Source organism: Allobosea sp. (genome assembly GCF_035999205.1).
Lineage (GTDB): Bacteria > Pseudomonadota > Alphaproteobacteria > Rhizobiales > Beijerinckiaceae > Allobosea.
The window spans coordinates 755802-775001 of sequence record NZ_DASYHA010000025.1; the positions used below are offsets into that span (position 1 = coordinate 755802).

Annotated in this window: 19 protein-coding genes and 1 riboswitch; of the genes, 8 read left to right on the plus strand and 11 right to left on the minus strand. The window is 67.6% G+C overall.

Translation table 11 applies throughout. The features are described 5' to 3' along the window. Window positions 1–83 precede the first annotated feature (83 nt). On the plus strand, window positions 84–878 hold the full coding sequence (locus VGN82_RS18960; RefSeq protein WP_327528593.1) for a class I SAM-dependent methyltransferase: 795 nt from the start codon (window positions 84–86) through the stop codon (window positions 876–878). Between the two features lie 20 nt (window positions 879–898). On the opposite strand, the gene VGN82_RS18965 is transcribed toward VGN82_RS18960, so the two are convergent. Next, window positions 899–2674 carry an acyl-CoA dehydrogenase gene (locus tag VGN82_RS18965; RefSeq protein ID WP_327528594.1) on the minus strand — a complete coding sequence of 592 codons (1776 nt, stop codon included), beginning with the start codon at window positions 2672–2674 and terminating at the stop codon, window positions 899–901. A 206-nt stretch (window positions 2675–2880) separates the two neighbouring features. Here VGN82_RS18965 and VGN82_RS18970 point away from each other — a divergent pair, with 206 nt between their 5' ends. Together VGN82_RS18970 and VGN82_RS18975 are read left to right on the plus strand one after the other, a co-directional pair. Continuing rightward, the gene (locus VGN82_RS18970) at window positions 2881–3861 is read left to right on the plus strand and encodes an L-threonylcarbamoyladenylate synthase (protein ID WP_327528595.1); all 981 of its coding nucleotides are present in this window, start codon (window positions 2881–2883) and stop codon (window positions 3859–3861) included. 72 nt (window positions 3862–3933) lie between these two features. Continuing rightward, complete coding sequence (locus VGN82_RS18975) at window positions 3934–4839, plus strand: LysR family transcriptional regulator (RefSeq protein ID WP_327528596.1); 906 nt, start codon at window positions 3934–3936, stop codon at window positions 4837–4839. 20 nt (window positions 4840–4859) lie between these two features. Here VGN82_RS18975 and VGN82_RS18980 read toward each other — a convergent pair whose 3' ends face one another. Next, a complete protein-coding gene (locus VGN82_RS18980; RefSeq protein ID WP_327528597.1) occupies window positions 4860–5822 on the minus strand; it encodes a glycoside hydrolase family 19 protein in 963 nt (320 codons plus the stop codon). A 348-nt stretch (window positions 5823–6170) separates the two neighbouring features. Beyond that, window positions 6171–6251: riboswitch (ZMP/ZTP riboswitch) on the plus strand. A 17-nt stretch (window positions 6252–6268) separates the two neighbouring features. Here VGN82_RS18980 and VGN82_RS18985 point away from each other — a divergent pair. Further along, complete coding sequence (locus VGN82_RS18985) at window positions 6269–6949, plus strand: DJ-1/PfpI family protein (RefSeq protein ID WP_327528598.1); 681 nt, start codon at window positions 6269–6271, stop codon at window positions 6947–6949. Window positions 6950–6957: 8 nt separating this feature from the next. Here the strand turns inward: VGN82_RS18985 and acuI are convergent, their stop codons facing one another. Both acuI and VGN82_RS18995 read right to left on the minus strand, forming a co-directional pair. Next, window positions 6958–7944, minus strand: coding sequence for an acrylyl-CoA reductase (NADPH) (gene acuI, locus VGN82_RS18990; protein ID WP_327528599.1), 987 nt, complete (start codon window positions 7942–7944; stop codon window positions 6958–6960). Window positions 7945–8036: 92 nt separating this feature from the next. Continuing rightward, window positions 8037–9281 carry an MFS transporter gene (locus VGN82_RS18995; protein WP_327528600.1) on the minus strand — a complete coding sequence of 415 codons (1245 nt, stop codon included), beginning with the start codon at window positions 9279–9281 and terminating at the stop codon, window positions 8037–8039. 240 nt (window positions 9282–9521) lie between these two features. On the opposite strand from VGN82_RS18995, the gene VGN82_RS19000 reads away from it, so the two are divergent. The 4 genes from VGN82_RS19000 to VGN82_RS19015 all read left to right on the plus strand — a co-directional run bounded on the left by VGN82_RS19000 (window position 9522) and on the right by VGN82_RS19015 (window position 12883). Further along, on the plus strand, window positions 9522–10808 hold the full coding sequence (locus VGN82_RS19000) for a cell wall hydrolase (protein WP_327528601.1): 1287 nt from the start codon (window positions 9522–9524) through the stop codon (window positions 10806–10808). Between the two features lie 201 nt (window positions 10809–11009). Next, window positions 11010–11249 (plus strand): hypothetical protein, encoded by a 240-nt coding sequence (locus VGN82_RS19005; protein WP_327528602.1) that lies wholly within the window; start codon window positions 11010–11012, stop codon window positions 11247–11249. A gap of 83 nt (window positions 11250–11332) precedes the next feature. Beyond that, the gene (locus VGN82_RS19010; protein WP_327528603.1) at window positions 11333–11926 is read left to right on the plus strand and encodes a hypothetical protein; all 594 of its coding nucleotides are present in this window, start codon (window positions 11333–11335) and stop codon (window positions 11924–11926) included. 363 nt (window positions 11927–12289) lie between these two features. Beyond that, on the plus strand, window positions 12290–12883 hold the full coding sequence (locus VGN82_RS19015) for a hypothetical protein (protein ID WP_327528604.1): 594 nt from the start codon (window positions 12290–12292) through the stop codon (window positions 12881–12883). Window positions 12884–13003: 120 nt separating this feature from the next. Here the strand turns inward: VGN82_RS19015 and VGN82_RS19020 are convergent, their stop codons facing one another. The 7 genes from VGN82_RS19020 to VGN82_RS19050 form a co-directional block, all read right to left on the minus strand. After that, entirely contained in the window at window positions 13004–13273 is a 270-nt protein-coding gene (locus VGN82_RS19020) for a hypothetical protein (protein WP_327528605.1), read from the minus strand. A gap of 8 nt (window positions 13274–13281) precedes the next feature. After that, on the minus strand, window positions 13282–13554 hold the full coding sequence (gene infA / locus VGN82_RS19025) for a translation initiation factor IF-1 (RefSeq protein ID WP_066724490.1): 273 nt from the start codon (window positions 13552–13554) through the stop codon (window positions 13282–13284). A gap of 83 nt (window positions 13555–13637) precedes the next feature. Continuing rightward, entirely contained in the window at window positions 13638–15089 is a 1452-nt protein-coding gene (locus VGN82_RS19030) for a DEAD/DEAH box helicase (RefSeq protein ID WP_327528606.1), read from the minus strand. Between the two features lie 183 nt (window positions 15090–15272). Further along, on the minus strand, window positions 15273–15482 hold the full coding sequence (locus VGN82_RS19035; RefSeq protein ID WP_066724499.1) for a cold-shock protein: 210 nt from the start codon (window positions 15480–15482) through the stop codon (window positions 15273–15275). Between the two features lie 272 nt (window positions 15483–15754). After that, window positions 15755–16372 carry an Isoquinoline 1-oxidoreductase subunit gene (locus VGN82_RS19040; RefSeq protein ID WP_327528607.1) on the minus strand — a complete coding sequence of 206 codons (618 nt, stop codon included), beginning with the start codon at window positions 16370–16372 and terminating at the stop codon, window positions 15755–15757. Then, window positions 16372–18549 carry a xanthine dehydrogenase family protein molybdopterin-binding subunit gene (locus VGN82_RS19045; protein ID WP_327528608.1) on the minus strand — a complete coding sequence of 726 codons (2178 nt, stop codon included), beginning with the start codon at window positions 18547–18549 and terminating at the stop codon, window positions 16372–16374. The genes VGN82_RS19040 and VGN82_RS19045 overlap by 1 nt, the downstream gene beginning before the upstream one ends. A 1-nt stretch (window position 18550) precedes the next feature. Beyond that, window positions 18551–19009, minus strand: a complete 459-nt coding sequence (locus tag VGN82_RS19050) for a (2Fe-2S)-binding protein (RefSeq protein WP_327528609.1) — start codon at window positions 19007–19009, stop codon at window positions 18551–18553. Window positions 19010–19200 lie beyond the last annotated feature (191 nt).

The window sequence follows — 19200 nt, forward strand, 5'->3', positions numbered from 1 at the left end:
CACGATCTCGGCCTCCATGTCACGTCTAGCCACCAGCTGCGGGCTTCACTATAGCCGCCATCCCTTCGCAACGGAGCAGCACAATGGACCGCATGGACGTCGCCGCCTGCTGGGAGGCCAATGCGGAGACCTGGACCCGGCATGCGCGCGCCGGCTATGACCTCTACCGCGACGCGCTGAACACGCCGGCCTTCCTGGCGAGCCTGCCGCCCATCGACGGCCTGGACGGCCTCGACATCGGCTGCGGCGAGGGCAGCAACACGCGCAAGCTCGCCGAGCGCGGGGCGCTGATGAGCGCCATCGACATCGCCCCGACCTTCATCCGCCATGCGCGCGAAGCGGAAGAACAGGCCCGTCTCGGCATCTCCTATCTGGAGGCGGACGGCACGGCCCTGCCCTTCGCGGAGAACAGTTTCGACTTCGCCACCGCCTTCATGTCGCTGATGGACATGCACCGGCAGGATCTCGGCATCGCGGAAGCGGCCCGCGTGCTCAGGCCCGGCGGCTTCCTGCAGTTCTCGATCCTGCATCCCTGCTTCGCGCCGCCAAACCGAAAGGTCGTTCGCGACGCCGACGGCACGGTGACAGGGCTGCTCATCAGCGAATATTTCAGCGACCCGGCCGGGGCGATCGAGACCTGGCGTTTCGGGGCCGCGCCGGACCATGAGAAGGCGCGCGTCGAGCCCTTCCGCGTGCCGCGCTTCCACCGCACGCTGAGCGACTGGGTCGCGATGATCGTCGCGGCCGGGCTTGCGATCGACCACATGGCCGAGCCGCGCGTCGATCCGGCGACCGCCGAACGCGAGCCCTATCTGGCCGATACGCTGCTGGCGCCGCTGTTCCTGCACATCCGGGCCCGCAAGCCTACGGTCCCCTGAGCGCAGCGCGGCCTGCCCTTTCACGCGGCGAAGACGACCGCCGCATCCTCGACGGCGCCGGCCCCTTCCGTCACAGCCAGCTCCAGGGCCGGCGCTTCCGTCGCCAGGATCTCGGCGAAGAAGCGGGCCGTGGCGAGAGCGCCCGATGCATGATCGTCGGCGCGCGTTGCCAGCGCCTTGCGGGCGAGACCGGTGCCGCCCTGGGCGAGCGCGAAGAGCTTGAGGTAAGGCGTCGCGCCTGCCAGCGCATCACCCTGGCGCTCGCCCATCGTCGCGAGCATCCATTGCGTCGCACGCTCCAGCGCATCGACCGCAGCGCGCAGGCGCACAGCGCTATGGCCGAAACCCGGCGTGTTGGCTGCCTCGACCTCCGCGACGACGGCACGCATCTCCGCAATCAGGTCCGCCACCGCCTTGCCGCCGGAGAGCGGCAGCTTGCGCAGCACGAGATCGATCGCCTGGATGCCATTGGTGCCCTCGTAGATCGTCGCGATGCGGGCATCGCGCAGATGCTGGGCCGCGCCGGTCTCCTCGATGTAGCCCATGCCGCCATGGACCTGGACGCCCGTCGAGGCGACCTCGACGCCGATATCGGTGGCGTAGGCCTTGGCGACGGGCGTCAGGATCGCCGTGCGCTCGCTGGCGGCCTTACGCTTCGCCTCGTCCGGCTCGCGGCGGGAGCGGTCGAGGGCCTCAGCGACCTGATAGGCGATGGCGCGGGCGGCCTGCGTCTTGGCCCGCATCTCCATCAGCATGCGGCGGATGTCCGGATGCACCACGATCGGGCTCATCGGCGCCCCCTTCGGCGCATCGAGCGCGACGCCCTGACGGCGTTCCTGAGCGAAGCCGAGAGCCTGCTGATAGGCCCGCTCGGCAATCGCGACGCCCTGCAGGGCCACATTGAGGCGGGCGTTGTTCATCATCGTGAACATGCAGGCGAGGCCGCGGTTCTCCTCGCCGATCAGCCAGCCGATGGCGCCACCCTTGTCACCGAAAGCCATCGAGCAGGTCGGCGAGGCATGGATGCCGAGCTTGTGCTCGATGCCGGAGCAACGCAGGTCATTGTGCTCGCCGAGCGAGCCGTCGGCGTTGACGAGATATTTCGGCACCAGGAAGAGCGAGATGCCTCGCGTGCCGGCCGGCGCATCGGGCAGGCGCGCCAGCACGAGGTGGACGATGTTCTCGGTCAGATCGTGCTCGCCATAGGTGATGAAGATCTTCTGGCCGATGATGCGGTAGGTGCCGTCCGCGGCCCGTTCGGCCTTGGAACGGAGCGCATTGAGATCGGAACCAGCCTGCGGCTCGGTCAGGTTCATCGTGCCCATCCACTCGCCCGCGACGAGCTTGGCGAGATAGGTCTCCTTGAGATGCTCCGAGCCATGGGCATGCAGCGCCTCGATCGCGCCGACCGTCAGCAACGGGCCGAGCGCAAAGGCGAAGGCGGCCGAGTTCCACATCTCGGTGCAGGCCGATTGCAGCAGCGCCGGCAAGCCCTGGCCGCCATGCTCCTCAGGCGCCGGCAGCGCGTTCCAGCCAGCCTGCGCCCAGGCGGTGTAGGCTTCCTTCCAGCCCGGCGGCGTCGTCACCGAGCCGTCCTTCAGCGTCGAGCCATGCAGGTCGCCGATCCGGTTGAGCGGCGCGATGACGTCGGAGGCGAACTTCGCGGCCTCGTCGAGCACCGCCTGCGTCATGTCGCCGTCCAGCTCGGGAGCGAGGCCGTCGGCGATCAGGCGGTCGAGGCCTGCGACATGGCGCAGCGTTGCGAGGATGTCCTCGACGGGGGCGCGATAGCTCATCTTCGTTTCTCCCTGCGGCCGGCGCACTGCTGCACGCGGACCTGCCCGTTCCGGCCCCGGCTGCTTTTGGCGTTGCCGCGATGGTAGCGAGGAACTATCCCCGATGCCACGCGCCGACGAGGACGACTTTGGTCACGCGTCCGGCATAGTTTAGTTGTAAACGATTTTCGGTCAATCGGGCGGAAGCGCCTGACGATGGGTGTATCTTGAGGCATGATCTGACGTCCAGCCGCGCAACGGAACGGCTCAGCGCCGATGCCGCGGGGATCGCACGCGCCGCCGAGTTGTTGCGGCAGGGCAAGCTCGTCGCGCTGCCGACCGAGACGGTCTATGGGCTCGCCGCCGACGCGACCTCGGGCGCGGCCGTCGCCGGCATCTATGCCGCCAAGGAGCGGCCGAGCTTCAATCCGCTGATCTCGCACCTGCCGGATCTCGTAGCCGCGCGCAGGCAAGGCTTGTTCGACGCCAACGCACTCGCCCTCGCCAAGGCCTTCTGGCCCGGACCGCTGACGCTGGTCGTGCCGGCCGCCTCAAGCTGCGAGGTCAGCGAACTGGCGCGGGCCGGCCTTCCCTCCGTCGCGCTGCGCGTGCCCTCGCTGCCGCTCGCCCATGCCGTGCTCGAGGCGGCGGGCCGGCCGATCGCCGCTCCGTCGGCCAATCGCTCCGGCCGGATCAGTGCGACCAGCGCCGCCCATGTGCTCGCCGATCTCGACGGCCGGATCGACGCGGTGCTCGACGGAGGGCCGACAGAGGTCGGCCTCGAATCGACGATCGTCGCCTGCCTCGACGGCGCGCCGCGCCTGCTACGTCCAGGCGGCATACCACGCAGCACGATCGAAGGCGTGATCGGGCGCTCGCTCGTGATCGCGGGGGAAGCCGGCATGGCGCCGATCTCTCCCGGCTTGCTCGCATCGCATTATGCGCCGGCGGCGCAGGTCCGACTGAATGCCGACGCCCCGCAGCCCGGCGAGGGATGGCTCGGCTTCGGGCCGCAGCCACACGATGTCCCGCATTCGCTCAACCTCAGTCCGGCTGGTGATCTGGTGGAGGCGGCCAGCAACCTGTTCGGGCATCTGCGCAGGCTCGACGTGCTTGGGCTACCCTCCATCGCGGTTGCAACGATACCGGAGCATGGTCTTGGCGAGGCCATCAACGACCGACTGCGCCGCGCCGCCGCGCCGCGCTGAGGGGCGCCAGTTCACCCTTGCACCCGCGCAAGATTTCGGCTTGCCTTGCCCGGCCCGAGGATATCGCCGCCAATGAACGCCAATCTCGCCTGGGACGATTTCCGGCTGGTCAAGGCGATTGCCGACCATGACGGGCTGACCGGCGCGGCCGCAGCGCTCGGCGTCAACCACTCGACCGTTTTCCGCCGCCTCGGGCAGATCGAGGAGCATGTCGGCCTGCAGCTCTTCGAGCGCCGCAAGACCGGCTATGTCGCGACCGCCGCCGGCGTCGAGATGGCGGCGCTGGCCGGCCGCGTCGAGGAAGACGTGGCCGCCTTCAGCCGGCGTCTGGCCGGGCGCGACGTCGCCCCCTCCGGCGAGTTGCGCGTCACCACCACGGACACGCTCTATCTCCATCTGCTGCTGCCGATCTTCGCGGCGTTCCGCGCGGCGCATCCGGCGATCCGGCTAGACATCGTGATCGGCAATCAGGCGCTCAACCTGTCCAAGCGCGACGCGGACATCGCCATCCGCGCCAGCGACGCCCCCGGCGAGACGCTGGTCGGCCGCCGGCTCGCGACATTGAGCTGGGCGATCTACGGCCGAACGAGCGACGTCTCTCAGCCGGACGACGGTAACGGCACGGCCAGACTGTTCGCCCGCGACTGGGTCGCACTCGGCGACCAGCTCGCCCATGTGAAGGCCGCGCGCTATGTCCGCGACAAGGTCGCGCCGGAGCGGATCGCGCTCAGGAGCTCGGCCGTTCTCGGCCTCGCCGAGGCGGTCGAGCAGGGGCTCGGCATCGGCCCCCTGCCCTGCTTCATCGCCGACCAGCGGCCGACGCTGGTGCGCCTCCTGCCGCCGGACCCGGATTTCTCGACCGGCCTCTGGCTCCTGACCCACCCGGATCTCCGCAACGCACCACGCGTGCGCGCCTTCATGGATTTCGTCGGCGGCGAGCTGGCGAAGCTGCGCGGCCTGATCGAGGGCACGGGGTAAGCGCGCCGCGTCCGCCCGCCTCAGATCTCGACGCCTTCGGGGATCAACCGCAAGCCCTTGTCATAGGCGTCCTTGAAGCGGTCGAAGCCGTGGCTGCCGCCATTGACGAGCCTGCGTGCCACCTTCAGGTTTCCGTCCGCGAGGGCAATCCGGATCGGATCCTCGTTGTTCGCCAGAAATTGCGCGAGGATTCGGCCCGCCAGAATAGAGTCGTTCGCAAGCGTCGGATTGCCGACGAGATCGACGCCGATCTGGCTGCCGATACGGGTGTAATTGTCGCGGCCCGTCAGCTGGATGAACCCCCGCCCCTTGAAGCGGGCGCCATCGCCAGGTTCGATATTGCCGAGTTTCACCGCCGTCGACGTGCCTGGCTCGTATTTGTCAAAGGCCACCTGATCGGTGTTGTAGGGGCTGACGAACTCGTCGATCGGGACGAAACCTTCGGTCTCCGCACGGATCGTGGCGAGTGCCATCAGCAACATGTCGCGGTCGATGAGATCGCAGGAACGCAGGCCAGCAAGCACGTTGGGGAGATGCGTCCTGATGTTGGCGCGCGGCGTTGCCGGCACGAACAGGCGCGCCACCAGGTCCGGTGTCAGCGATGCCGCTGAAGGCCCCGTCAGCAGCGCCCAACTGGTCTCCGGCGAGCCGGCCGCGGCCGTCGACTTCAGCGACGCAATGTCTGCCTGCAACTGGGAGGTCTGCGCATTGAGCTGACTGGCCAGGTTGGCCTCCATCTGCGCCGCGACCTTCGCCGCGGCGCCATTGCCGGACTGATCCGGCAGCACGGCGACGCCAGAGCCGGTCGAGCCCGGGCCTGCGACGGCGCCTGCGCCTGCGCCCGGCAGCGGCACCTTCTCCATGAAGCCTTCGATGAAATCGGTGCCGGCATAGCCGGCGGCGATCAGCCCGAGGAGCATCTCTCCGCTGAACCCCGTAGAGCCCACCAGATCCTTGACGCCCAGCGCCAGCGCGGCCAGCACGCCGGCGATGAAGCCAAGCATCAGGCTGACGAACATGCGGCTGGCGAGGAAGGCATCCTGATTTCCCGGCGGCTGGGACGCGTTGACGTCGTGCAGCTTCTTCAACCCGACGATGGTTCGCGCGCCCTGCCCCACCATCCCCATCAACCCCGCGAGCACCAAGGCGCCCAACAGACCGTCCGCTTGCATCGCTTCCCCCAATGATTGCACGCTCAGGATATGCAATCATTGGTTGCAATCTAAATCAAGAACAACCCTGCGCTCTCATGGCGGGTTTTCAGCGGATGCCAGCCACTCTCGACCACGACGCACCGTCATTGCCGGAGGTGGTAAGGGCATCTAAGGTCCAACCGTTCGCGCGACTGGCGCTGCAAGATGGATGACCATCGGGGAGCGCGAACATCGGAGCCGCGCGCCTGGGCAATTCCCATCGAAAGGAGTGGCCCATGCATGTTGTCATGCTGCTCTACCCCAACCTGACCCAGCTTGATCTGACCGGCCCCTATGAGGTCCTGGCGCGCTACAAGGAACTGTCGCTGCACCTGGTTTGGAAGGATGTCGAGCCGGTGCGAGACGGCTCGGGGCTGCGGATCCTTCCGAGCTGCAGCTTCGCCGATTGCCCGCAGGCCGACATCCTGTTCGTCCCCGGCGGCCTCGGAATCGCCGCGCTGCTGGAAGACCAGCAGGTCCTCGATTTCCTGCGCCGCCAGGCGGAGAATGCACGCTACATCACGTCGGTCTGCACGGGCTCTCTGGTGCTTGCGGCGGCCGGCCTGCTGAGCGGCTATCGCGCCACCTGCCATTGGTCGGCGCTTCCGCAACTCGCGCTGTTCGGCGCCGAACCGGTCGCAGAGCGCGTCGTCCATGATCGCAACCGGATCACGGGAGCAGGCGTGACCTCCGGCATCGATTTCGCGCTCAGCCTGATGGCAGCCTTGTTCGGCGAAGACCGGGCCAAGGCCACCCAGCTGATGATCGAATACGATCCGGCTCCGCCTTTTGCCGGTGGCTCGCCGAGCAGCGCCTCACCGGAGACGCTGGCAGCGGTGAGAGCGATCACGAATGCGTTTCAGGCCAAGCGCGAAGAGGTGCTGAGGCGCGCGGCGGCGGCACTGACGCCCCACTGAGACAGACCTCAGCCGATCTCGACCACGACGCGCCCGCGCACCTTGCCGTCCAGGATCGCCCGGCCGGTCTCGACGACATCCGCAAGCGGGATCGTGCTGGTGATCAGGGCAAGCTTCTGGCGGTCGAGGTCGCTGGCGAGGCGCGCCCAGGCCTCGAGACGGCGCGGCGTCGGGCACATCACCGAGTCGACGCCCAGCAGCGAGACACCGCGCAGGATGAAGGGTGCGACCGAAGCCGGCAGGTCCATGCCCTGCGCCAAACCACAGGCTGCCACGGCGCCGCCATAGCGCGTCATCGACAGGACGTTCGCCAGGGTGTGCGAGCCGACCGCATCGACGCCTGCGATCCAGCGTTCCTTGCCGAGCGGCCGCCCCGGAGCCGACAGCTCGTTGCGGTCGATGATCTCGGCGGCGCCGAGGCTCTTGAGATAGTCCGCCTCCTCCGCCCGCCCGGTCGAGGCCACGACATGCCAGCCCGCCTTCGCCAGCAAGGCGACGGCGACGGAGCCGACGCCGCCGGCCGCGCCCGTGACAACGACCGGCCCATCGGCAGGCTTGAGGCCATGCTTCTCCAGCGCCAGCACGCAGAGCATTGCGGTGTAGCCGGCAGTGCCGATCGCCATCGCCTCGTCCGGGTTGAGGCCGGCGGGCAGCGGCACCAGCCAGTCGCCCTTGACGCGGCTCTTCTGGGCATAGGCGCCGAGATGCGTCTCGCCCGTGCCCCAGCCATTGAGAACGACGAGGTCACCCGGCTTGAAGCCGGGATGGTCTGACGTCTCGACGCGGCCGGCAAAGTCGATGCCAGGGATCATCGGCCAGCGGCGGATGACCGGCGCCCTGCCGGTCAGGGCGAGACCATCCTTGTAGTTCACCGTCGAATGCGTGACCCGGACGGTGACGTCGCCCTCCATCAGGTCGCTCTCGGCGAAATCCGCGAAGGCGAGATCGGTGCCGGTCTCGCCCTTGGTCGCGACAAGGGCCTTGAAGGTGGGCATGGGCATCTCCTCCTGAACGTTCTTGGCCGCAGGAGATACGCAACCTGCGCCGCACGGCAACCCGTGCGGCCTCCGCCTTTCGTCAGCGCGTGTCAGGCCGGCTGCGGAACCGTGCGCTCCACGGGCTTCTCGACGATCGGCAGGTTGATCAGCGCGGAGGCGATGCCGAGCGCGATCGAGAGCCACCAGACGATGATGTAGGAGCCCGCGGCTTCGTAGAGCAGGCCGCCGAGCCAGACACCGAGGAAGCCGCCGACCTGATGCGAGAAGAAGGCAAAGCCATAGAGCATCGCCATGTATTTCGTGCCGAACATCAGCATGACCAGCGACGAGGTCGGCGGCACGGTCGAGAGCCAGAACAGGCCGATGACGATGCCGAAGGCGATCGAGGTCACCGGGCTCGCAGGCAACATGATGAAGGCGGCGATCGCGACGGAGCGGCCAAAATAGATCCAGGCGAGCAGATGGCGCTTGGGCATGCGCGTCGAGAGCCAGCCCGACGACAGAGAGCCGACGGCATTCGCGAGGCCAATGACGGCGAGCGTCCAGCCGCCGACCCAGGCCGGCAGACCCATATCCTTGAGGTAAGCCGGCATATGCACCGTGATGAAGGCGAGCTGGAAGCCGCAGGTGAAGAAGCCGAGCACCAGGAAGACGTAGCTCTTGTGCTTGAACGCTTCCGACAGCGCCTGCGCGATCGACTGGTTCGGCAGGTTCGCGGCCGCAGCCTGCACGGTGCCGCCGAGCTTGCGCGTCGACAGGAAGATCGAGATCGGCAGGATCGGCAGCAGGGTCAGCGCGAACACGATGAGCGCCTGGGTCCAGCCGATCTGCTCGATCAGGATGTTGCCGATCGGCGGATAGAGGAACTGGCCGAAGGAGCCGGCGGCGGTTCCGGCGCCGAAGGCCATCGGGCGCCAGGATTCGGGCAGGAGCTTGCCGAAGGCGGCGAGGACGAGATTGAACGAGCAGGCCGAGAGGCCAAATCCGATCAGCACGCCGGCGCCGAGATGAAGCTGCAGCGGCGAGGTGGCATGGGCCATCACGACGAGGCCGAGCGCGTAGAGCAGCGCGCCGGTGCAGAGCACCTTGACGATGCCGAATCGGTCGGCGATGGCGCCGGCGAAGGGCGCACCGAGGCCCCAGAGCAGATTCTGAATCGCGAGCGCCAGGCCGAAGGTATCGCGGCCCCAGCCGAACTGCACCGTCATCGGGATCTGGAACAGGCCAGCGCTGGCGCGCGGGCCGAAGGTGATCAGCGCGATCAGGCAGCCGGCCGCGACGATGATTTCCGGGGCATAGCTACGCCCCGGGGCGGCACTCGGCGTGACACTCATTGCGAATCTCCGGAACCTGACAGGGGGCGTGTGTCTGCACGTTACCGCCGATCGCCGAAGTCCGACAACGCGAATTCGTGGCCTGGCGCATCACGCGATTGCATGGGAAGCGCATGAACGGGCCGTTTCCGCTCGCCGCGTTAACCCCCGCTCAACCCTACCGAGGTGATAACGGAACGATGCGAAAGCGCGCCGGTCGCGCGCCGGTCGCTACCCTCGTGTTCAAAACGGGTGAGCGAGTTGAGTCATTTGCGTTTGCGCCGGCGTACGAGACGCATTGGATCGCTCGGGCTGAAATGGGCCCTGGCGACAACGGCGCCATGGGCGCTCTCGGTCGGCATGCTGGTCTCGTTCACCGCCTCGGCCGGCCAGAATTTCAGCATCGACACTCTCCCCACCACGTCCCTGTCGCGCACCTTGCCAGGCCCCGACTCCGAGCTCGAGGAAGGGCCGTCGATGCTGATCGCGGCCAGCGCCTTCCGGCTTCCCGGCCTCTCCCTGTCTTCGGCGGTTCGGCAGGCGCATCTGTCTTTCGATGACCCCGAGCGGCGCGTCGCCATCGATCCGCGCCAGCCGCGCGAGGAGATGAAGCGCAGTGTCGCCGGCTTCCCCGAGGTCGATCGCACAGCCAAGGGCGATGCCCTGCCCCGACTGCGCCCGAGCATCTCGGCCAAGGCGCCGCGCGAGCTGGAACGCGTCGTCTTCGGCGACAACCAGCCGGGCCTGATCTCAGGTGGCTTCTCGCTCGACGCGCTGCGTGAGGCGGAGGCGCTGACCGGGCCCCAGATCGGCTTCGAGCCCTATGCCGAGGACCAGGGCCTGACCGATCCGGCTCTCTCCGACGCCTCGCCCGATGCCCTGAAATCCGCCAACCCCTATGGCGCGGTGCCGCGCACGATCGACGGCGCGACGCCCGGTGTCACCTCCGAGATCGCGCGGGGCTCGTCGACGCCTGCGGTCTCCTACAGCGTGACGACGCTGGTTCCGGCGCTCGCACTCCCCCTTGCGCCGGAGCGCCCGGGCCTGCTCGCGCGCGGCCCCGCCTCGTCCGAACGGCGCGGCGGCAGGGCCGAGCCCGGCCCGCGCGAGATCTATACCGGTCTGATCGCGGCAGGGGACATGGCGCGCCAGCAGCGCTGCCTGGCGGAAGCGGTCTACTTCGAGGCGCGCTCGGAATCCGAAGAGGGCCGCGCCGCGGTGGCGCAGGTCGTGCTCAACCGGGTCAAGAGCGGGCTCTACCCCGACACCGTCTGCGGCGTCGTCTACCAGAACAGCAACCGCTACCTCGCCTGCCAGTTCACCTTCACCTGCGAAGGCAAGTCGCTGCGCATCACCGAGCCGGAGCCGTGGCGCGCCGCGGTCCGCATCGCCCGCGAGGTCTATGAGGGCACTACCTACATGCCCGAAGTCGGCGCCTCGACGCATTATCACGCCCAATATGTCCGGCCCTACTGGGCGAAGAAACTCAAGAAGATGGACACGATCGGCCAGCACGTCTTCTACAAGCTGCGGCCGGGACAGACGTAAGCCGAGGTGCAGCGGCACGTCCGTGAGGGCTGATCTACCCCCTCTCGCACCCGCTTCGTGGTGACCGCCCACACGGCTGACTGCCTTATTCGGCGGTCGCTATCGGCGCCTGGGCCAACCGCTCGCCAGCCCGCGCAGACCGGCAGGCGGAACAGTCGCCCTCCTCGACCGTTACCTTCTGAGAACCTTCAGGAGGTGGCCATGAACGCTCTCTGCGCGGCGGCATTTGTCGCGATCTCGGCCGTCACGCTGGCGATGGTGGGGCTGTCCGATCTCCGGCCCATCGAGACGCGCTGCCGTCAGCTCGTTCCGGGCTCGATCATCGAGGTCGTAAACTGCCCGCACACGCCGGCGCGAGAGCAGGTGGCAGCCGGGCGGGGCGAGCAGCGGCTGCTGAGTGCACTCTTGGGCCCGTCAGCGGCTCGACCGGCCACCAACTGATCGCGTCGAGCGGCGATTTCACCACGCTGGTCCTCCCACGGCGGCGCAAGCGTCACGCAAGGTTGGCGGGACAGCTTGTCGGCATGACACACAAGGCCCACATCGTTTCGGCGCTCGCAGCCTCGGCTTTCTCGGCTGCTCTGCTGCTGGCTCCCACCGCCGCCCACGCCGATGGCTGCCAGGGCACGGCCTGCTACAATCTCGTCAAGACGCCGCCGACCTATGCCACGGTCGCCGAGCGGAAACTGGTGCGAAAGACGCAGACGCGCCGCCGCGTGGTCCCGGCCCGCTACGCCACCGTCACCGAGAAGGTGCTGATCCAACCCGCACGGCAAATTCCCCACCATGTCGAGGGACAGTACTACTCGATCTCCGACAAGGTGCTGATTGCGCCGGGCGGCCCGCGCTGGGAGGTCACGACCGACATCTATGGCCGCACGTCGGGCTGCTGGATCTATGACGAACCGCAGTACGGATTTCGCCAGCGCCTTGTCGAATCCGCACCGGCCAGGATCGAGTACGAGACCATTCCCGCCGTCTACACGCAGCGGGAGCGCCGGGTGTTGGTCCGACCGACTCGAGTCGTGAACGAGACCATCCGCGCCGGCTACAAGACCCGCTATCGCAAGGTGCTGGTCAGCCCCGGCTCGGAGCACTGGCAGCGGGCCGGCTACTGAGCTCGACGCGCAGCCCCTTTGACTCCGAAACAGACCAGTATCGCGGCGTCTCGTGCCGGCATCCGTCCAAGCGCGCCGGCGGTCCATGACCGCTTCCGGAGCAGCAAGGCTGCGCGGCCTGCCCTGAATCACGCCGCCAACGCGAATTCGGGCGACGGAACGTCAAAGCCCCGTGGAATCCGCTCAAATGCGACCGTTTCGCTTCACGCAAACGCAAACTGCGTGAATCCACAGACGATGCCCGGCTTGGTTAATTTTACCTTGTTTCGGCGTTTACCTTGCGTTCATCACGCTTTCCCGGCTTTCTCCGGTCAACGAGCGGCGCCAAGCGCCGCACAGGACTGGCGGGGGCAGGTTTTCGGCATGACGATCAAGGCTTTCACCGCTCCGGCTCTTGCCGCTACGGCCGTCTCCGTTGCGCTGCTGCTGGGCGCGACCGCGGCCCAGGCCGGCGGCTGCCGCGGCAGCGCCTGCTACAATTTGGTTCAGACCCCGGCGATCTACGGCACCATCGCGGAGACGCAATTGGTGCGAGAGGCTCAAACGCAGCGCCAGGTCATCCCGGCACAGTATGACTACGTGACCGAAAACGTCGTGATCCAGCCGGCCAGGCAGATCCCGCGTCACGTTCCCGCGACCTACTCCACGATCTCCGAGAAGGTGCTGATCTCGCCAGGCGGCAAGCGCTGGGAGGTCACCACCGACGCCTATGGGCGCACCACCGGCTGCTGGGTCTATGACCGACCGCAATACGGCATCCGGCAGCGCACGGTCGAGGTCACGCCGGCGACCGTCGAGTATGAGACAATTCCCGCTGTCTACACGCAGCGGCAGCGCAAGGTGATGGTGCGCCCGACCCAGGTCGTCAGCCAGACCATCCCGGCCGTATACGAGACCCGGCACCGCAAGGTGCTGGTGAGCCCCGCCTCGCAGCATTGGCAGCGAGCCGGTTACTGAGTTTTACATGTAGACCCTTTGACTACGGAAAAGACCACTCATACCCCGGCTCCGGCCGGGGTTTTTTTGTGGCTTCCGCATAAGGGATGTCGGCCGGAGGCCGCCGCTCCACCGCCTGCCCTACCCGAGCCCGCCCATCAACAGCGCCAGCACGCCGACGCCGAGCAGGAAGGCGAGCATGCGGGCGGGCATGCCGATCAGGGCGCCCGGCGAACGGCCGAGCGCGAAGCCGGCGACGATTTCAGAGAGGCCGAGGCCAAGCAGGACAAGGACGAAGGGCGGGAAGCTGGCCGAGGGCGCCAGCCAGCCCGCCTTGAACACGGCGGATACGATCGCGCCGAGGGCAGCGCCGAACGCGACGAAAACCAGCTCGGCGCGCGAAAACCGCATGGCGCCGATCAGCGCCGACGGAAGTTCTGGTTGCGCGGCGGGCCGCTCGGCGCGGGGCCGGCGGTCTTCTGGCGGAAATTGATGCGCCCGCGATCGAGATCGTAGGGCGACATCTCCACGACCACACGGTCGCCAGCGATGGTGCGGATGCGGTTCTTCTTCATCTTGCCTGCCGCGTAGGCCAGGATCACGTGGTCGTTGTCGAGCTTCACGCGATAGTTGCCGTCCGGCAGCACTTCGACCACCGTGCCGTCGAATTCGAGGAGTTCTTCTTTAGCCATCCCGTTGTCCTTCGTGTGCCCTTTGGCGCGGGGAGCGGACCGGCTTCAATTTGCTGGTCCGCTCCGGCTCTGGCGTCGCTGCGTCAGTTCGCGCGCCGCCGGGCGCCGTTGGTGCGTGGTTGCTGTGTTCTTTGCTGCAAGAACGCGACGCCGCCAAGTCCTTCCTTGGCGGAACCACCGTCTTTTCGCTGCGCAGGCTGTTCGCTGCGCTGCGGCCGATCGTTGCGCGGCGCATCATGGCGCTGGCCGCCGGCATGCTGGCCGTTGCCGCCATTGGCAGGCTTGCCACCATGACGCTGCCCGGAGCGCTCGCCTTGGGGGCGGCCATGATCGCGGCCACCGCCCTGCTGGCCGCGCCCGCCGCGGCCCTGGTTCTGGGGCGGCTTCTTCGGGGTACGACCGTCCCAATACGGCACCTCGCCGATCGGCGTGATGGCGACGCGGGTCAGCTTCTCGATCGCGGCGAGATCGCCACGCTCTTCCGGCGTGCAGAAGGCGATGGCCTGGCCCGAGGCGCCGGCGCGCGCGGTGCGGCCGATGCGATGGACGTAGGTCTCGGGCACGTTCGGCAGGTCGAAGTTCACGACATGGCTGACGCCGTCGACATCGATGCCGCGGGCCGCGATGTCGGTGGCGACGAGAATGCGCAGATCGCCGTCGCGGAAGGCACCGAGCGCCCGCTCACGCTGGCCCTGGCTCTTGTTGCCATGGATCGCGGCCGCCTTGATGCCCGCCACCTCGAGCTGGCGGACGACCTTGTCGGCGCCGTGCTTGGTGCGGGTGAAGACGATGGCGCGGTCCATCTCGGGCACGCTCAGGGTCTTCGCCAGCAGGGCCGGCTTGTCGCCCGGCGTCGTATGGATGACGCGCTGCTCGATCTTCTCGGCAGTGGTCGCAACAGGCGCCACCGCGACCTCGACCGGATCGGTCAGATAGGCCGAGGCGATCTCGCGGATCGGCTTGGGCATGGTCGCCGAGAACAGGAGCGTCTGGCGCTTCTTGGGGATCAGCGTCGCGATCCGGCGCAGGGCATGGATGAAGCCGAGGTCGAGCATCTGGTCGGCCTCGTCCAGCACCAGGAACTCGATGTCGCGCAGCGAGACGGCGCGCTGGTCGACGAGGTCGAGCAGACGGCCGGGCGTGGCGACGAGGATGTCGACATGCTGGCCGAGCGCGCGGATCTGCTTGCCGACGGGCACGCCGCCGAAGATCACCGTCGACTTGATGGTGGTGAACTGGGCGTAGTTGCGGATCGAGGTCTCGATCTGGGCTGCAAGCTCACGCGTCGGCGACAGGATCAGCGCACGCACGGAGCGGGCCTCCATGCGGCGCGGCTGCGTCAGCAGGCGATTCAGCAGCGGCAGGGAGAAGGCGGCCGTCTTACCGGTGCCGGTCTGGGCGGCACCGAGAAGGTCGCGGCCCTGCAGAATGGGAGGAATGGCCTGCGCCTGGATCGGCGTCGGCGTGGTGTAACCTTCGGAGGCGAGCGCCTTGAGAAGCTGCTCGGCCAGGCCGAGGTTGGTGAATTGAGTCAAAACAGGTCTTTCCGAACGCCGCGACGCAAGGGGCACATGTGGATTTCGGCTGTGCCGCCGGATTGCGCCCGGCCTTGAGTATTTGCTCTTCCCTGCCGGCGAACCGCTAAGCCACAGCGCCGGGAGGTGTCTTTGCAAAACCGGGCGGGCGCAACGCGCCTGCCCGGTCGATAGTCGTCAGTATCAGGCGACGGCGAGGTTGCCGGCCGAGGACTTGCCGGTCTTGCGATCGGCAACGAGCTCGAACGACACGACCTGGCCTTCGACCAGCTCGCGCAGGCCGGCGCGCTCGACGGCGGAGATGTGGACGAACACGTCCTGGCCGCCGTTCTCAGGGGTGATGAAGCCGTAGCCCTTGGTGGCGTTGAACCACTTGACGGTGCCCTTGTTCATGGAAGGTAGTCCTTACGTTTCAGATCCGCGTAACTTGTGGAGACACGGCGCGGCGCGCGGACGCCTGCCATGGCCTTGTAGTCGATGTGTGGTGGATCTGATTCGTGCCCGCCGACCGGAGAACCCGCGCGGAGGATTGGCCAGAACCCGGCCGCATCTCGTCTTACATGGGCGGAGCTAGCACAAATTGCAATGCGGGTCCAGCGACCCACCCAAAGGCGAGTGGCGGCGGGCTCGGGCAAGCCCACCGCCTCCTCATACAGTGGCCCGTTTCAACGCGGGCAGACGGCGCCGGTTTCTGTCCAGGCCTTGAGCAGCGCACCGAACTCGTCCTGCGTGCCGGGCGCGGGCTGGCGACCGGGGCCCGGGCGCCAGGCCCAGCCGACGAGCGTGTCTTCGGCGACATGCTTGATCAGCGCGGCAAAGTCGCGGCTGCCGTTGCGATTGGGGTCCTTGATCTGCTCGCAGATCTGGCCGAGCGTCTTGCCTTCCCAGGCCATCGAAGCGGGCGCCAGTGCCCAGTGGCCGTCGCCCGGCACGCGAGCCGGATCGAAGTTCTCCTTGCCGTGGCAGGTCGAGCAGGCCATGCCGGGTGCGCCATGCCCGTCCTTGCCACGCACGACGAGCGGCTGGTGCAGGCGCTGCGCGTCGGTCTGACGCGGACGCTCGGTCGCGGGATGGCAATTCACGCAGCGCGGATGCTGCAGGACCTTGCCCATCTCGGTGAACAGCGCCGCCGAGCGCGCCTCGCGCTGGGCGATCGACTGGAAGCTCTCGACCGAGCGCAGCGTACCGGCTGGCGGGGTCGGTGTCTGAGCCGTCGTGATGGCCGTGCCGGCGAGCGCGAGCCCAAGTCCGGCGGCCGCTGCGAGAAGGGACTGCCGCAGCATCAGACCATCCCTCCGACCATGGGCAGCTGGCGCGGGCGCCCCTGGCCGAGGCGCGCCAGAGCATTGGCGACGGCCGGCCCGATCGGCGGGACGCCGGGTTCGCCGACGCCGGTCGGCTTCTCGGCGGAGGCGATGATCGCGACCTCGACCTCCGGCATCTCGTGGATGCGCAGCGAACGGTAGCTGTCGAAATTGGTCTGGATGGGCTTGCCCTTGTCGAGCGTCAGCTCGCCATAGAGGGCATGGCCGAGGCCGAAGCCGATGCCGCCCTCCATCTGCGCGCGGATGACGTCGGGATTGACCGCGATGCCGCAATCGATCGCGCACCAGACCTTGTGGACCTTCGGCTCACCATCCGTTCCCACCGAAACTTCGGCGATCTGCGCCACGAAGGAGCCGAAGCTCTCCGCCACGGCGACGCCGCGCGCCCGGCCATTCCCGGCATCGGGGCCCGTCCATTTCGACAGCTCCGCGACGGCCTTGAGCACGCCGGCGAGGCGCGGCTCCTTGCCCATCAGGGCAAGGCGGCCGGCAACCGGATCCTGCCCCGCCGCCTGCAGCAATTCGTCCATGAAGCACTCGACCGCATAGGCGGTGTGGGTATGACCGACCGAGCGCCACCACAGCGTCGGCACGCCGACCTTCGTCGCATGCACCTCACAGCGGAAATCGGCGACCTCGTAGGGCAGCTCGCTCGCCCCCTCGAACATGGTCGAGTCGAGGCCGTCCTTCGCGATCATCGGCTCGAAGAACGTGCCGAGGATGAACGACTGGCCGACGATGCTGTTGGTCCAGGCGGTGATCTTGCCGTCCTTCACCGCGCCGCGCATGCGGTGGACGAAGAGCGGGCGATAATAGCCGCCGGTCAGGTCGTCCTCGCGCGTCCAGACAAGCTTGACCGGCCGGTTCGGACCGATTGCCTTGGCGCACATGGCGAGTTCGGCCGCGAGATGCTGGCTGACCTGCGCGCGCCGGCCGAAGGAGCCGCCTGCGAGCATGGTCTCGAGTTGCACCTTCTCCGGCGGCAGTTCGAGGATCGTGGCGATGGTCTGGTGCTCGGTCGTCTGGAACTGGCTGCCAAAGCGAGCGATTGCGCCCTGCGCATTCCATTCGAGATAGCCATCGAGCGGCTCCATCGGCGCGTGCGCCAGATAGGGGAAGACGTATTCCGCCTCGATCACCCGCTCGGCCCTGGCGAGCACGGCCTCGGCATCGCCATGCTGGCCGGCAATCTTGCCCGGCGTACGGGCGAGCGCGCGGTACTCCGCCACGAGCTCGGCGCTGCCGCGCTTCTCTGCCTCGCTCTCGTCCCAGGTGACCTTCAGCGCCTCGCGGCCCTTGAGCGCCGGCCACATGCCCTGCGCATAGACCGCAACGCCCGAACCGATCTGCTTGACGTCGACGACGCCCTTGACCTTGAGCGCATCAGCCGCATCGAAGCTCGCGACCTTGCCGCCGAAGCGCGGCGCCCGGGCCACGACCACGGTCAGCATGTCCGGAGCGCTGATATCGATGGTGAACTGCGCCTTGCCGCGGGCCTTGTCGGCACCGTCGATGCGCCTGACCGCGCCTTCCTTGCCGATGAGCTTGAACTGCGACGGCTGCTTCAGCGGAGCGTCGGCAGGCGCGGACAGCTTCGCAGCAGCCTCAGCGAATTCGCCGAAGCGGCCCTGCTTGCCCGAGGCGTGCTTCAGAATACCCTTTTCGATCGTGATTTCGCCGGCCGGTACTTTCCAGGCCTGCGCCGCAGCCTGCACCAGCACGACACGCGCCGTCGCGGCAGCCTTGCGGATCTGCTCGAAGGAGTTGGCGATGGCTGTCGAGCCGCCGGTGCCCTGCACGCCGAAGGCGAGATTGGCGTAGAGCTTGACGTCGGCAGGGGCATGTTCCGCCCGCATCTGGGCCCAGTCGGCGTCCATTTCCTCTGCGACGAGGGTGGCCAAACCTGTGAAGGGTCCCTGCCCGAACTCGATATGCTTGACCAGAACGGTCACGCTGTCGTCGGCGGCGACGCGGATGAAGGCGTTGGGCACAAAGGTCGCCGCTCCGGCGGGGCGAAAGGCCTGTGCGGCGCCGGACTGGGCGCGAGCCGCCTTGGGCAGCTGCAATGCGATGATGAGGCTGCCCGCACCGGCAAGCAGCGAGCGGCGCGAAAGGGTGACGTCATGTGCGGTCATATCAGCCCTCCAGCGTGCGGGCGGCGGTGTGGATCGCCGTGCGGATGCGGGCATAGGTGGCGCAGCGACAGATATTGCCGTTCATCGCGAGGTCGATGTCGCGGTCGCTGGGCTTGGGATTTTCCTTGAGCAAGGCGACGGCACTCATCACCTGGCCGGACTGGCAGTAGCCGCATTGCGGCACGTCGATCTTGTCCCATGCCGCCTGGACGGCCTGCGCCTCCTTGCCTTCAAGCGCCTCGATCGTGGTCACCTTGCCCTCGACCGCTGATATCGGCGTGACGCAGGAGCGAACGGGCTGGCCGTCGATCCAGACGGTGCAGGCGCCGCATTGCGCGACGCCGCAGCCGAACTTGGTACCGGTCAGGCCGAGATTGTCGCGGATCGCCCAGAGCAGGGGCGTGTCGGCGTCGACATCGACGCTATGGGTGCGTCCATTGACGGTGAGCGTATGGGCCATGGCTGCCTCGCGGATATGAAATGCCGTGTGAAGAACCGGAACGTCGCCCTGCCGCGGGGGTTATCTGGCAACCCGATCCGGCATAGCGTCGGCAGCGACCGCGGACATGGCCCGCGACCACCGAAATAGACTCATTGGATTAATCCAGTCTATTTGGTATGGTCGCGCAGAGTCTGGAATTCGTCAAGACT